The organism is Mesorhizobium sp. WSM4810, assembly GCF_055811235.1.
Genome location: NZ_JBVVQV010000005.1, coordinates 300,789 through 314,059 on the forward strand (window position 1 = coordinate 300,789; position 13,271 = coordinate 314,059).

The 13,271-nt window shown below is 62.5% G+C and carries 17 protein-coding genes; 6 read left to right on the top strand and 11 right to left on the bottom strand.

From position 1 onward, the window contains the following. Positions 1-2 precede the first annotated feature (2 nt). The 10 genes from AC0L3O_RS10525 to AC0L3O_RS10570 all read right to left on the bottom strand — a co-directional run bounded on the left by AC0L3O_RS10525 (position 3) and on the right by AC0L3O_RS10570 (position 7,577). Positions 3-587 carry a tetratricopeptide repeat protein gene (locus AC0L3O_RS10525; RefSeq protein ID WP_023797025.1) on the bottom strand — a complete coding sequence of 195 codons (585 nt, stop codon included), beginning with the start codon at positions 585-587 and terminating at the stop codon, positions 3-5. Between the two features lie 219 nt (positions 588-806). Beyond that, complete coding sequence (gene ykgO / locus AC0L3O_RS10530) at positions 807-932, bottom strand: type B 50S ribosomal protein L36 (protein ID WP_006327841.1); 126 nt, start codon at positions 930-932, stop codon at positions 807-809. 178 nt (positions 933-1,110) lie between these two features. Next, on the bottom strand, positions 1,111-2,187 hold the full coding sequence (locus AC0L3O_RS10535) for a 5-(carboxyamino)imidazole ribonucleotide synthase (protein ID WP_287341906.1): 1,077 nt from the start codon (positions 2,185-2,187) through the stop codon (positions 1,111-1,113). Continuing rightward, on the bottom strand, positions 2,184-2,681 hold the full coding sequence (gene purE / locus AC0L3O_RS10540; RefSeq protein ID WP_023797027.1) for a 5-(carboxyamino)imidazole ribonucleotide mutase: 498 nt from the start codon (positions 2,679-2,681) through the stop codon (positions 2,184-2,186). The genes AC0L3O_RS10535 and purE overlap by 4 nt, the downstream gene beginning before the upstream one ends. A 104-nt stretch (positions 2,682-2,785) precedes the next feature. Then, complete coding sequence (locus AC0L3O_RS10545) at positions 2,786-3,991, bottom strand: aminotransferase class V-fold PLP-dependent enzyme (RefSeq protein WP_473615501.1); 1,206 nt, start codon at positions 3,989-3,991, stop codon at positions 2,786-2,788. Positions 3,992-4,015: 24 nt separating this feature from the next. After that, on the bottom strand, positions 4,016-4,477 hold the full coding sequence (locus tag AC0L3O_RS10550; protein ID WP_023797029.1) for a RidA family protein: 462 nt from the start codon (positions 4,475-4,477) through the stop codon (positions 4,016-4,018). 36 nt (positions 4,478-4,513) lie between these two features. After that, the gene (locus tag AC0L3O_RS10555; RefSeq protein ID WP_031254069.1) at positions 4,514-5,308 is read right to left on the bottom strand and encodes an amino acid ABC transporter ATP-binding protein; all 795 of its coding nucleotides are present in this window, start codon (positions 5,306-5,308) and stop codon (positions 4,514-4,516) included. Between the two features lie 4 nt (positions 5,309-5,312). Then, entirely contained in the window at positions 5,313-5,963 is a 651-nt protein-coding gene (locus AC0L3O_RS10560) for an amino acid ABC transporter permease (RefSeq protein WP_077380470.1), read from the bottom strand. Position 5,964: 1 nt separating this feature from the next. Continuing rightward, on the bottom strand, positions 5,965-6,630 hold the full coding sequence (locus AC0L3O_RS10565; protein WP_473615502.1) for an amino acid ABC transporter permease: 666 nt from the start codon (positions 6,628-6,630) through the stop codon (positions 5,965-5,967). A gap of 71 nt (positions 6,631-6,701) precedes the next feature. Continuing rightward, entirely contained in the window at positions 6,702-7,577 is an 876-nt protein-coding gene (locus AC0L3O_RS10570) for a transporter substrate-binding domain-containing protein (protein ID WP_091593538.1), read from the bottom strand. Positions 7,578-7,700: 123 nt separating this feature from the next. Between AC0L3O_RS10570 and AC0L3O_RS10575 the strand changes: the two genes are divergently transcribed. Continuing rightward, the gene (locus tag AC0L3O_RS10575; protein WP_023797034.1) at positions 7,701-8,504 is read left to right on the top strand and encodes an IclR family transcriptional regulator; all 804 of its coding nucleotides are present in this window, start codon (positions 7,701-7,703) and stop codon (positions 8,502-8,504) included. A gap of 33 nt (positions 8,505-8,537) precedes the next feature. On the opposite strand, the gene AC0L3O_RS10580 is transcribed toward AC0L3O_RS10575, so the two are convergent. After that, complete coding sequence (locus AC0L3O_RS10580; RefSeq protein WP_023797035.1) at positions 8,538-8,741, bottom strand: YdcH family protein; 204 nt, start codon at positions 8,739-8,741, stop codon at positions 8,538-8,540. Positions 8,742-8,981: 240 nt separating this feature from the next. Between AC0L3O_RS10580 and AC0L3O_RS10585 the strand changes: the two genes are divergently transcribed. From AC0L3O_RS10585 to AC0L3O_RS10605, 5 genes are all read left to right on the top strand, one after another. Then, positions 8,982-9,167, top strand: coding sequence for a YdcH family protein (locus AC0L3O_RS10585; RefSeq protein WP_023797036.1), 186 nt, complete (start codon positions 8,982-8,984; stop codon positions 9,165-9,167). Positions 9,168-9,543: 376 nt separating this feature from the next. Next, positions 9,544-10,797 carry a flavodoxin-dependent (E)-4-hydroxy-3-methylbut-2-enyl-diphosphate synthase gene (gene ispG, locus AC0L3O_RS10590; protein WP_473615504.1) on the top strand — a complete coding sequence of 418 codons (1,254 nt, stop codon included), beginning with the start codon at positions 9,544-9,546 and terminating at the stop codon, positions 10,795-10,797. Between the two features lie 4 nt (positions 10,798-10,801). Next, the gene (locus AC0L3O_RS10595; RefSeq protein WP_128170589.1) at positions 10,802-11,668 is read left to right on the top strand and encodes a lytic transglycosylase domain-containing protein; all 867 of its coding nucleotides are present in this window, start codon (positions 10,802-10,804) and stop codon (positions 11,666-11,668) included. Between the two features lie 91 nt (positions 11,669-11,759). Further along, positions 11,760-12,125 (top strand): hypothetical protein, encoded by a 366-nt coding sequence (locus AC0L3O_RS10600; protein WP_473615505.1) that lies wholly within the window; start codon positions 11,760-11,762, stop codon positions 12,123-12,125. A gap of 239 nt (positions 12,126-12,364) precedes the next feature. After that, positions 12,365-13,255 carry a LysR family transcriptional regulator gene (locus tag AC0L3O_RS10605; RefSeq protein WP_473615507.1) on the top strand — a complete coding sequence of 297 codons (891 nt, stop codon included), beginning with the start codon at positions 12,365-12,367 and terminating at the stop codon, positions 13,253-13,255. Positions 13,256-13,271 lie beyond the last annotated feature (16 nt).

Consider the following 13,271-nt stretch of genomic DNA (forward strand, 5'->3'; position numbering starts at 1 on the left):
ATTCAGATCCCTTCGCCGGCAAGTTCTTCCGAAAGCGTGCCGACCTGATCCTGGGCGCTGCGCATCATCGGATAGATGCTGAGCACGCGCTGCCAGGCTTCCAGCGCCGACTGCTTGTGGCCGGTTACCGCCATGATCTGCGCCAGGCCGGACAGCGCGCCGAAATGGCGCGGCTCGAGCTGCAGCGTGCGGTCGATGTCCGCCATCGATTTCCCAAAGTTATTCATCATGAAATGCACGGTGGCGCGCCGGTTCCAGCCTTCGGCATAGGCCGGTTGCAACGTCACCACCTGGTCGAGGAAGTCGAGCGCCACGTCGAACTTCTTGTCTTCGGCCGCCTTTTGCGACCATTGCATCATCAGGTCGATCGAGGCGCTGCCGGATTGCGACCACTCGTGCGAGATGCGCGCCGCGATGCGCTCGGCGGCTTTTTCATTGAGCTCGCGCTTCAGGTCGACAAACAGCTGGTCGAGCCTTTCCTCCCTGGTCGTGGCAACCGGAGGGGTGACCGGGTCTTCCGCTTGAGCCGGAAGCGGGGCGACACCGAAAAGAAAAAGCGCCGCGAAGAATGCAAAATGAATCCGCATGACCGGAATCTAACCCCGGACAGCGGATCGTCAAACTGAATTTAGCGTGAAAGGGCCGGCAGGCCGGTATTAGAGCGCCACGCGTCCTTTTGGACGCGTAAAGGCCGTTCCAGCATTTTGAATTCCTGGCATCGTGCTTTCCGAAAATCGATTCCGATTTTTGGATCGATGCGGTACATCATGCAGGCGCGGAGGCAGGCGCCCCCAACGCGAAAAGGCTCAGCCCTGGCGCGCCTTGTAGCGCGGAGCGGTCTTGTTGATGATGTACACGCGGCCCTTGCGGCGAACCAGCTGGTTGTCGCGGTGACGCGCCTTGAGCGCCTTGAGCGAATTCTTGATCTTCATGGTCTTGCCCGTCGGTCTGGGCCCGCTTGGGCCGAATTATTAAGGCGCGCTCGGAAAGCGCGCCTCTCAACTTGTGCGTGGCTCATAAACGAGGAGCCTTGCCCGTGTCAACCAAGCATGTGGCGGAGTTTGAGTTTCTGCCCTATCGACGGCATTGGAGCGGCGCCGTCCAATAGCCTCAACGGTGGCGGCTCATTCGCGTAAAATGGCCCATCTTGCGGCCGGGACGTGCCTCGGCCTTGCCATAGAGATGCAGCATCAGATCGGGCTCCACGAGCAGGGCCGGGACGCGCAGGATATCGTCGCCGATCAGGTTTTCCATGACGCAGTCAAAATGGCGGCCGGGGTTTCCCAACGGCAGGCCGGCGACGGCGCGAATGTGCTGCTCGAACTGCGAGACGAGGCAGGCGGCTTCCGTCCAGTGGCCGGAATTGTGAACACGCGGCGCGATCTCATTGGCCAGCAGCGCGCCGTCGGCAAGGACAAAGAACTCGATGCCGATGACGCCGACATAGTCGAGCGCGGCGAGTATTTCTGCTGCCGCCGCCTGCGCTGCAGCGGCGGTTTCGGACCCTATCCTGGCCGGCAGGGTCGAGCTGTGCAGGATGCCGCTGCGGTGGATGTTTTCTGCCGGATCGTAGGCGGCGAGCGAACCGTCCATGCCGCGCGCCGCGATCACCGAAATCTCGCGTTCGAAGGCGACGAAGGATTCGAGGACCAGCGGCACGTTGCCCATTGCCTCGCAGGTGCCGGCAAAGCCCCCTGTTTCCATATTGCGGAACACGCGCTGGCCCTTGCCGTCATAGCCCATGCGTCGCGTCTTCAATATGCCGCTGCCGTCGAACTTTTTCAGCGCCGCCGTCAATTGGTCGTCATTGTCGACGGGGCAGAAATCAGCGGTGGGAATGCCGATGCCGTTGAGGAATTTCTTCTCCGCCACCCGGTCCTGCGCTACTTCCAGCGCGCGCGCCGGCGGGTAGACGGGCACCGTGACGGCAAGCGCGCTGGCGGCCATGACTGGAACGTTCTCGAACTCGTAGGTGACGACGGCGCTGACTGCAGCCAGTTCGGCGAGCGCGGCCGTGTCGTCATAAGCGGCAGTGATCTGGCGGTTGGCGACCTGTGCCGCCGGACAATCCGGCTGCGGCTCCAGCACGACCGTGCGGTAGCCGAGGCGCGCCGCGGCCATCGCCAGCATGCGGCCGAGCTGGCCGCCACCGATGATGCCGATGGTCGATCCGGCGGCCAGGCTCATGGCGTGTCCGTGGGCTCGGCGGCGACCTTGGCGGTCTGGGCGGCGCGCCAGGCATCGAGCCGGGCGGCGAGCTTTTCGTCGGTCAGCGCCAGCACGGCCGCAGCCAGAAGGGCGGCATTGGTGGCGCCCGCCTTGCCGATGGCCAGCGTGCCGACCGGAATGCCGGCCGGCATCTGCACGATGGAGAGCAGCGAGTCCTGTCCGGAAAGCGCCTTCGATTCCACCGGCACGCCAAAAACCGGGAGCGGCGTCATCGCCGCCGTCATGCCGGGCAGGTGTGCCGCGCCGCCGGCGCCGGCGATGATCACCCGAAAGCCGGCCGCCTTGGCGCCCTTGGCGAAGTCATAGAGCCGGTCGGGGGTGCGATGAGCCGAGACGATCAGCCGCTTGTGCGGGATGCCCAGCGCCTCCAGCGTTTCGGCGGAGTGGCGCATCGTCGCCCAGTCGGACTGGCTGCCCATGATGATGGCGACGTCGGCGCGGTGATCGTCCAAGCTTGTGCTCCCGGCGGCAAAGGCGCGCCTTAGCGGAATTCGGGTTCGACGGCAAGGATGCGCTGCCTCTGCGCAAGCGTTCTGGCGCGAGGCGCCATCATTACCTAATCCGGCCAGCGCAAGGCGCCGGCGCTATCCTTGCGGGCTGCCTTCATCGCATCCGCCGGACGCTCGGCCGCGCTCAACACGGCCCGCAGGCGTTCGGCGACGATTTCCGCCTCGCCGGGATGAAGATTGCATGGATCGAGGAAGAAATGCCCGCGCTCGACTTCGTGGTTGCGCACTATAATGGGAGGCGAACCGGCCGCCAGCGCCGACGCAAGGCCGGCGGCGGTGAACCTGCTCTCAGCCGTAACAAACACCTGCAGGCGGTCGAGCGGATTACCGGTCGGATCGGGAATGACATGCGCGGCGATGCCCGGCAGGCCCTGCAATGCGTCCTTCCACAGATCGAGCGCCGCTTCTTCCCGCTTGCGGATGCCAGCATGATCGCGCCGCTCCCAAGCCTCCAGTGCGGCCATGGTGCCGGCGATGCTTTCCTTGCCGACCTTCATCGCCCGCGCAACGCCACGGACCTGCAGATAGGCGGCGCGCACCAGATCCTTGCGCCCGGTGACGATGCCGCTTGTCGGTCCCGAGAGGAATTTGTGTCCGCTATAGACGACGATGTCGGCGCCGCGCGCGAGAAAGCCGCGCAAATCGTATTCGGAGGCGGCGTCGACGATCACCGGGACGCCTTTGGCGTGGCAGATCTCGCAGAACTCCTCGAGCGAGAGCATGCCGTATTGCACCGTGTGATGGGCAACGACATAGAGGCCTGCTGCGGTGCGGTCGCGGATCGCCTCGCGCACATGATAATCCTGAGTCACGCTGACCGTACCGGCCGGTACGGTCCTTGCCCCGGCGAGCCGGATCGACTGGTCGATCGGCGCGCCGTAATTGACGATGTGGCCGATTTGGACGATGACCTCGGACTTGAGGGCCTCGGTGTCGTCCGGCAGCCGCTCGATCGCCAGAAGGTTGGTGCCGGTCATCGTGCCGGCAATCGCCATGGTGATGCCGCTGGCGCAGCACGCCGTGATGAAGCCGGCCTCGCCGCCGGTGAGGCGCGCGACGACCGTGCTTGCGGCGCGCTGCAGATCGTCCATCTCCACCCACTGCGAGGCAATTTCCGACATAGCGGCGATCGCTTCCGGGACGATGATCGAGGCGCCGAGCGCCGTCATCGTGCCGGAGACATTGATGATCGGGCGAAGGCCGAGCCGTTCGCGGATTGTCGTGTTGGAGCCGTTTGCGGGAAAGGTTTTCATCTCTGGAGGTCCCATTGGTAGACTTCAGGCGGCGATCTCGACGACCGCCTCGATTTCCACGGTGATGTTGCCCGGCAGGGAGCCGACACCGATCGCCGAACGGGCGTGCCCGCCGATACTATCAAAGACAGCGGCGAAAAGATCGGAACAGCCATTCACCACCTTCGGATGGTCGCTGAAGGTCGGGATCGCGTTGACGAAGCCAAGCAGCTTGACGACGCGCACGATGCGGCTGAGGTCGCCTGCCGCAGCGTGCATGACGGCGAGCAGGTTCAGACCGGTGAGACGGGCATGCTTATAGGCCTCTTCAACCGTGACATCCTCGCCGACCTTGCCGGTGCAAAGCGTGCCGTCGGCGCGCAATGGGCCTTGGCCGGAGAGGAAGATCAGCCGTCCGCTTTCGGCGTGGGTGACGAAGTTGGCGATCGGCGTCGGCGGCTCGGGCAGCGTCAGGCCCAATTCGGCGAGCCGGATGTAAGGCGTCATGAAAAGGCTCCTTGCGACAGCTTTCGCCGTCCGATGTCAGAAATGCGAGGCACGAAACCGCGCCAGGAAACTGCGGAGACGCTCATTGTCGATCTCCGCGCCCAGAATCTCGGCGGGCGGGCCCGCGGCGCTGACGCCGCCATCTGCCATGAAGATGATGCGGCTCGAGGCATCGCGGGCAAAGGCCATCTCGTGCGTGACCATCACCATCGTCATGCCGTCCTCGGCCAGGCTGCGCACGACCTCGAGCACCTCGCCGACGAGTTCCGGGTCGAGCGCGGAGGTTATCTCGTCGAGAAGCAGGATTTTCGGCTCCATCGCCACCGCGCGGGCAATGCCGACTCGCTGCTGCTGGCCGCCGGAAAGCTCGGCCGGCAGGCTGTCGGCCTTGTGGGCAAGGCCGACCCGGCCGAGCCAGTGCTCGGCAATGGCGCGGGCCTCGGTACTGCTCTTGCCGCGCACCTTGCGCAGGCCAAGCATGATGTTGCCGGCCGCCGTCAGATGCGGAAACAGATTGAAGCTTTGGAACACCATCCCGGTTTCGGCCCGCATCTTCGCCAGGTCGCGCTCGCTGCGGCGCTGGCGTGTTCCCGTGTCGCGAAAGCCGACCTCCTTGCCGTCGATGCGGATGGAGCCGCTGTCGTAGCTCTCTAGGAAGTTGACGCAGCGCAGCAGCGTGGTCTTGCCGCTGCCGGAAGGCCCGATGACAGTCACCACCTCGCCGCGCGTCACCTGCAGGCTGACGGAGCGCAGGACCGCGACGGATCCAAAGGACTTGGAAACCTCGGAGACATCGAGAAGCGCCGGATTGGCGGGCGTGGCGATGGGCATCTTGCTATTCCCGGATGAAGGAGAAACGCCGCTCCAACCGTCGGCTGGCCAGGGAGAGCGCGTAATTGACGGCGAAGTAGATGACCGCGCCGAGGATGTAGAGCGGCATCGCTTCGTAGGTGCGGCCGATGACCTGGTTGATGGCGTGCATCAGGTCGGTGATGCCGAGCAGCGAGACCAGCGCGCTGCCCTTCACCGCATCGGTGACGCCATTGATCCATGGCGGCAGGAAACGCCTGAACGCCTGCGGGAAGATGACATAGGCCAGTCGCTGGCGAAAGGTCAGCCCGATCGCCATCGCCGCTTCGGACTGCCCCTTCGGTATGGAACCGACCGCGCCGCGCAGATACTCGATGACCTGCGCCGTCTTGAACAGGGTGAGCGCCAGCACGGCTGCCCAGAAGGATTCCAGATGGAGGCCGACGGCAGGCAGGCCGTAATAGACGAAGAAGATGAGCACCAGGATCGGAATGCCGCGAATGGTGTCGCTGAAAATGCGCACTGCCCAGCGCAGCGGAGCCGGGCCATAGACAAGACCGACGCCCATCATCACGCCGGCGACGAGCGACAACACCACGACCAGCAGCGACACCCATAGCGTCACGGCAAAACCCTGGGCCAGGAAGGGCAAGGCATAGGCGATCTGGCCAAGCATCCTAGTGCGCCGCCCTGAACCGGCGCTCGACAAGCCGAAGTGCAAAAAGAAGCGCGTAGCCGGTCAAGAGATACATCGCCGTCACCACAAGGTAGACCTCGACGATGCGGAAGGTGTTGAAGTTGATCCACTGGGCGCCGTAGGTGAGTTCGGGCACCGAAATGACCGACGCAACGGACGTGTCCTTGAACAGCGACAGGAACGTGTTGGAAAGCGCGGGCAGCGTTATGCGCAGCATCGTCGGCAGGCGCACATGGACCAGCCTTTGCCATGGCGTCAGGCCGATCGCCTTGCCGGCGTCGACCTGTCCGCGCGGAACCGCTTCGAGCCCCGAGCGGAACACCTCGACCAGATAAGCGCCGCTATAGAGCGACAGCGTGGCGATGAACGAGGTCTGCGCGCTGTAGGCGATGTCGACCACCGTCGGCAGGCCGTAGAAGACGAGATAGACGAGCAGGATCAGCGGCACGTTGCGGATGAACTCGACATAGGCGGCGATGACGGTCCGCACCGCACGCCCGGCCGACACGTACCAGACCGCCAGAAGCAGTCCGATGAGGATGCCGATCGCGATGGAGATCACGGCCAGCTCGAGGCTGAGCAGCAGCCCGCCCCAAAGCTTGTCGAAATGCCGCCAGATCAGGTTGAAGTTCAGGGTATAGCCCATGTGTCCCTGTCATTATCGAGGGCTGTCGACGATAAGCCGCGGAAGGGCGCAAGCCCTTCCGCTTGCTTGCATCAGATGACCGGGAAGCCGGGATGGCGCGCCGGCGGCTCCTGTCCAAAATAGTCCTTGAATGCAGCGTCGTAGAGCGCCGTCTCATGGCCGAACATGGCCGTGGTGAAGGTCGTGTTGACGAAGGTCAGCCAGTCGAGGTCGCCTTGCCGAAGTGCGGCGCCGTAAAGCATCGAGAACCAGCTCTTGCCGGCATCGAAGTATTTGTCCGGATTACGCGAGGCGAGCCAGCGAACCGTCGACAGATCGACGGCGGCGGCGTCGACGCGTTTCGATTCCAGTGCCTGCAGCACGTTGGCCTGCGTGTCTATCTGCATCACCTGCGACTCCGGCAGGACGATGTGCACATTTGCCTCGGCATCGACATTCTGCAGGATGGAAACCCGCGTCGCCGAACCGCCGGCAAGCAGCTTGTCGAAGGTCTTGTTTTCGGCGTTCGGAAGGGTCAGCAAGGCGATTCCTTCGACGTAATAGGGCCGGGAGAAGTGGATCAACTGCGAGCGCTGGGCGGTCATGGTCATGAACTGGATCGAAATGTCGACCTTGTTGGTGGTCACGTTCGGAATGCGCTGGGCCGGATCCTGCATGACGAACTCGACCTTGGTCGTATCGTCGAAAAGTCCCTTGGCAAGAATGCGCCCCATGGTGATGTCCATGCCGACCAGTTCGCCGGCATCGTTTTCAAAGTGCCAGGGCGCGTTGGTGCTGCCGGTGCCGACGATCACCTTGCCGCGATCGAGAACGGTGCGCAGCAGGCTGTCCGGTGCCGCCTGCGCCGCCGCCTTCTGAACATCGACTGTTGTCGCTGCGCCCACCACTCCGGCCGTTGCAAGCCCGGCCAGTTTCAGAAAATCACGTCTTTTGGATGTGTCGTTCACGGCGACCTCCTTTTCGTGTTGTGTTCCCCTTTGCCGATACATGCATCGGTAATCTGCTGGATTGTCTCTTACAAAAGACACATGTATCCTGTACGAGACAGATACTAACACCAGGAATCAGCAATGCAAGATGGCAATGGCTTGGCAGTTCGGCCGGACGCTGGTCCGGACGAAGACAGGATTGCGGGCTCCCGCGAGAAGGGTCTCAACCGCGTGCTCCATATCCTGGAGTTTCTTCATGCGAACCAGCGAGCGATCGGGATTGGCGATCTCGCCAAGGGAGTGAATGCGCCGCGCTCGACGATCTACACGCTTGTGCGCTCGCTCGTGGATGCGGGCCTGCTGGAAATGGCCGGCGACGGCAATCGCGTCTATTTCGGGAAGAAGCTTTATCTCTACGGAATGGACTATGTGCGCGGCAACGACCTGCTCAGGAGAGGGCGTCAGGAAGTCGACGATCTTTCGCGCGAGACAGGCGAGACCTCCGAATTGTGCATGCTGCAAAGCGGCCGCTACACGATTGTCCATTCAAGCCCGGGCACCAGGCCGTTCCGGATCAGTTCGGCCACGGGTCTGCAGATACCGCTTCCCTGGACCGCTTCCGGGCGGTTGCTTCTCGCCGGTTTCGAACGGGCTGTGATCGAAGACATGGTGTCCGAAGACGATCTCGTCCTGCCGGATGGCCGCAGATTGCTGCTGTACGACTTCATAGAAGATATCGCTACGGCCGGGGCTGCCGGCTACTGTGTGACTTCCGGTCTTGTCGACGCCTATACAAAGTGCCTTGCCGCGCCGGTCTTTTCAGCTGCCGGCAAGGTCGAGGCGACGATATGCCTGGTGGTTCCCATCGACACTTCCGAGGAAAAGACCGGCGATCTCATCGCCCTGCTGCGCGAACGCGCCGCGAGGCTTTCGATCACGGGATGAGCAGGATTTGTCGCGACCGTAAGTGGGATTCGCTCACGCGATGATGTCGGGGATGATCCGGTCTTCCAGCGCCATCAGCCGGTCTTTCAGGAAGAGCTTTTTCTTCTTCATGCGCTGGATCTGCAGAGGGTCGCAGCCCATGGCGATCATCGCGTTGATCGCCGCGTCGAAATCGGCGTGTTCCTGCTTCAGCCGAGAATATTCGAGGCGGATATCGGCCTGTTCCTGTTCGGACATTATTTACCGTCTGCACGTCTGCGGCGCCCAAAAATGGGCCTGATTGGGCGAGGCCGGAGGTATCTTGCACCGGCGCGCAGCCAATACCACATTTCGTATTGTCGTGGAATGCTACCACGCAGCATTCGACATCGGTGCCCGATAGTGGCACACTGTCATTATGCCGTCACAGAAGCGAAATTGCGGTGGGACGCGCCTTGACGGCTGCAATCGAGGAAACCATGAAAGGGAGAACCAATCATGTCTCTTGCATCCCATCTTGATGAGCTGCAGCGGAAACACGGCGACATCGAACGCGAAATCGATGATGCGATGAACCATCCATCGGTCGACGACCTCGAAATCGTGAATCTCAAGCGGCGCAAGCTGGCGCTCAAGGACGAGATTGAGAAATTGAAGGCGAAGCCGAAACCCACCACGCACTGACGCTCATCTACGGCGCTGCGCGTCCTTTGGACGCGCAAAGGGCGCTGTCGTGCTTCTGATTTCGGCGCATGGTCCTTTCCGAAAATCCTTTCGGTTTCGGGGTCATGCAGGGAACAATGCGCGCTTTGCCCGACCATCTTCTCCGGTGGCAACCAATGCCGCCGGAGCGTTTCCCTGTTTGTCCGGCGGTTCGATTTGACAGGTTTGCCTGCCTATCGCCATTGACAAGCCATCTTTGCTCCTCCACCTCATGCCGGGACCTTCTATAGCGCCGCGCCTCCTTTCGGACGCGCAATGGACGCTGTATTTTTGATTTTTGCGCAGATTGTTTCCGGAAACCGATTCCGGAATCGGCGCTAACAAAGGGCAGCCGGCCATGACCGGATATTTTTCTTCACCCTTCTCGCGCCGCACGTCTGTCGGTGTCGACGTCGGCGGCGTGATGGTCGGCGGGGGCGCCCCTGTCGTCGTTCAGTCGATGACCAACACCGACACCGCCGATGTCGACCAGACAGTCGCTCAAGTTGCCGCGCTGCATCGCGCCGGCTCCGAGATCGTGCGCATCACCGTCGACCGCGACGAGAGTGCCGCCGCCGTGCCCGCCATCCGCGAGCGGCTCGAACGGCTCGGCATAAATGTGCCGCTGGTCGGCGATTTTCATTATATCGGCCACAAGCTGCTCGCCGACCACCCGGCTTGCGCCGAGGCGCTGGCCAAATACCGCATCAATCCCGGCAATGTCGGCTTCAAGGACAAGAAGGACCGGCAGTTCGCGGCGATCGTCGAGATGGCGATCCGGTACGACAAGCCGGTGCGAATCGGCGTCAACTGGGGGTCGCTCGACCAAGAGCTTTTGACCAGGCTGATGGACGACAACCAGCGCCAGGGCTTTCCGCTGACCGCGCAGGAGGTAACGCGCGAGGCGATCGTGCAGTCGGCGATTCTGTCGGCCGAAATGGCCGAGGAGATCGGCCTTGGCCGTGAGAAGATCATCCTGTCGGCCAAGGTCAGCGGCGTGCAGGATCTGATCGCGGTCTACACCGAGCTTGCCACCCGCTCCAACCACGCGCTGCATCTCGGCCTCACAGAGGCCGGCATGGGTTCGAAAGGCATCGTCGCCTCATCCGCGGCGATGGGCATTATTCTCCAGCAAGGCATTGGCGACACGATCCGCATCTCGCTGACGCCGGAGCCGAACGGCGACCGCACCCGCGAGGTGCAAGTGTCCCAGGAACTCCTGCAGACCATGGGGTTTCGGCAGTTCGTACCGATCGTCGCCGCCTGCCCCGGTTGCGGCCGCACCACCTCTACCGTGTTCCAGGAACTCGCGCAGGATATCCAGGCGGATCTGCGCAAGAACATGCCGGTGTGGCGTGAAAAATACCCCGGCGTCGAAAACCTCAAAGTCGCGGTGATGGGCTGCATCGTCAACGGTCCGGGTGAATCCAAGCATGCCGATATCGGCATTTCGCTGCCCGGCACCGGCGAGACGCCGACGGCGCCGGTATTCGTCGACGGCAGGAAGGCGGCGACGCTGCGCGGCCCTTCGATCGCCGCCGACTTCGAGAAAATGATCGCCGACTATATCGAGCAGCGGTTTGGGCAACCTGGCAAGGCTGCGGCGGAGTAGGTCGATGCGGCGCTTCCCTTGGGCGACGCCGATTTTGCTTGGTGTTTTACTTGGTGGGCTGGGCTGGGCGACAGCCGTCCACGCCGATCCGCCGCGCCCTGCCAAGCAGCGGCTGCTCGACCGGGTTTGCAACCTGATCGAGGCGCATGCCGATCAAAACGGCCTGCCCAAGGATTTCTTTGCCCGGCTGATCTGGAAGGAAAGCCGCTTCGACCCCAATGCGGTCAGTCCGGTCGGCGCCGAAGGCATTGCCCAGTTCATGCCGGGCACCGCCAAGATACGCGGCCTCGCCAATTCCTTCGATATCGAGCAGGCCATTCCGGCCTCGGCAAAATATCTCGCCGAGATGAAAACCGGCTTTGGCAATCTGGGCCTGGCCGCCGCCGCCTACAATGCCGGCGAAAGCCGGGTGTCGCGCTGGCTGAGTTCCGGCGGCTTCCTGCCGATGGAGACCGAAAATTACGTCCTGGACATCATGGGCGAGCCGGCCGACAGGTTCACCGACACCGCCTATGCCGGCAGCATCCAGCCGCTCGACAAGAAAGCGAGCTTCGCGGTCGCCTGCCGAAAACTGCCGGTCATCAAGTCCCAAACCGTGGCCATGGCGTCGATCAACATCAAGCCGTGGGGCGTGCAGGTGGCCGGCAATTTCCGCCGCGCCGCGGCGCTCAATCAATGGACTGGTGTGAAGCGCCGGTTTCCGGCCTTGCTTAAGGGCCATGATCCGGTGGTCAGCCGGGTGCGCTCGCCGATCGGCAGGCGCGGGATCTATGCTGTCCGCATCGGCGCCGACTCCAAAGCCAAGGCCGACAACATCTGCCGGAAACTGCAAAGCGTCGGCGGTGCATGCATTGTGGTGCGGAATCGGTGATGGGTGCCGACTGATTTTCCCGACAAACCATCGAAGCTGCGCTTTTATTCCACGAATTCTGCTGGTCCACGGCTTCAGCTATAGGCTTACCATGACCGACCGTCTCTACATCGATCCGGCCTCGTCCAGTTCTATGATATGGGAGAACCAAGGCGGCGTGGACTTCGAACGATTTCCGCCACAATCCCGCTACCGGTGTCGTCACTTACTCCACCCGTTACGAAATGCCCGGCAGCGGACGCGTGCTCAGCGCCGAATCGAAAACCGCCGTGCCGACAAAGAAAACCTTGCGCCGATGCTGGACCAGACCGGGCTGGTCGTCGAAGAATGGCTCGGCAACTGGCGTGGCGAGCCATACGCTCCAACATCGCCAGAAATCATTCCGATCGGCCGGCTGCGCCAGCCCGGACGTTGCTTCGCCTTGAGCGTTTTCCCATTCCTTGACGTGACCGATTGAGCGTACGGATAAGCCAAAGACACCACCGCCCAATTGCGGCGCTGCGCTGACGACGTGCCCACCGATGCACGTCGTGAGCATCTCGCAGGTTTACGTGTTCTGCACCCATGGCACCTCCTCTCCAGCATTTTGCATGCTGAAGAGGAAAACATATTATGGTTCGCATCTGCCGATAATCGGTGATAGTTTCCGTTCATCTGTGACGAATTGGAATAGATATCATCGACCGGCAAGAGACGATGGGTGTGTTCCTGGCAGTTGTCGAGGAAGGCGACTTCTCGGCAGCGGCACGCCGGCTGCGGATGACACCTTCGGCCGTCAGCAAAATCATCGGTCGGCTTGAGTCCCGCCTTGGCGTGCGCTTGCTGCAGCGCTCGACGCGGCGCATCAGCTTGACGGCGGAAGGCAGCACCTATGCCGAGAGCGCTCGCCGCATCCTGAACGACATCAAAGAGGCTGAAATCGCGGTTCAACCCGGAGCAGAACCGCGCGGCCGGCTGCGCGTCAGTCTTCCGAGCGCCTTCGGCCATCGCTTGATCGTGCCGATGTTGCCGGCCTTCATCGATCGCTACCCGGCCGTCGAGCTCGAGCTGATGTTCACAGATGCGATTGTCGACCTGTTGGCTGAGGCGACGGACGTCGCCGTGCGCGTTGCCGCACACAGCGATTCCAGGCTGGTGGTGCGGCGGCTGGCGCCCAATCGCCGTGTCATTTGCGCATCACCTCGATATCTCGAAAGACATGGCATGCCGACAACGCCAGACGACCTTCAAGGTCATATCTGTCTTGGCGTCACAGCGCGCGGCGGTCTCAATATCTGGGAGTTCGATGGCCCGGACGGTCTGCAAAGCATGCGTATCCGCAGCCCGATAGAGGCCAACAGCACCGAAGCGCTACGCCGGCTGGCGCTCGCCGGTATAGGCATCATCCGCATGTCCGAGATCTTGGTCGGGCCGGATATCGAGGCAGGCAGACTGACCGCGCTGCTCACCGGATACAATCATCCTGACGGAGCGCCAATCTGCGCTGTCTATCCGCCTGGCCGAATTCTGTCGCCGCGCGTGCGCGTGTTCGTGGATTTCCTGGCCGAACAGTTCGCCAACCCTCCTTGGCTGCACGGCGCGCCATAGGGCGGGAGTACAGCTT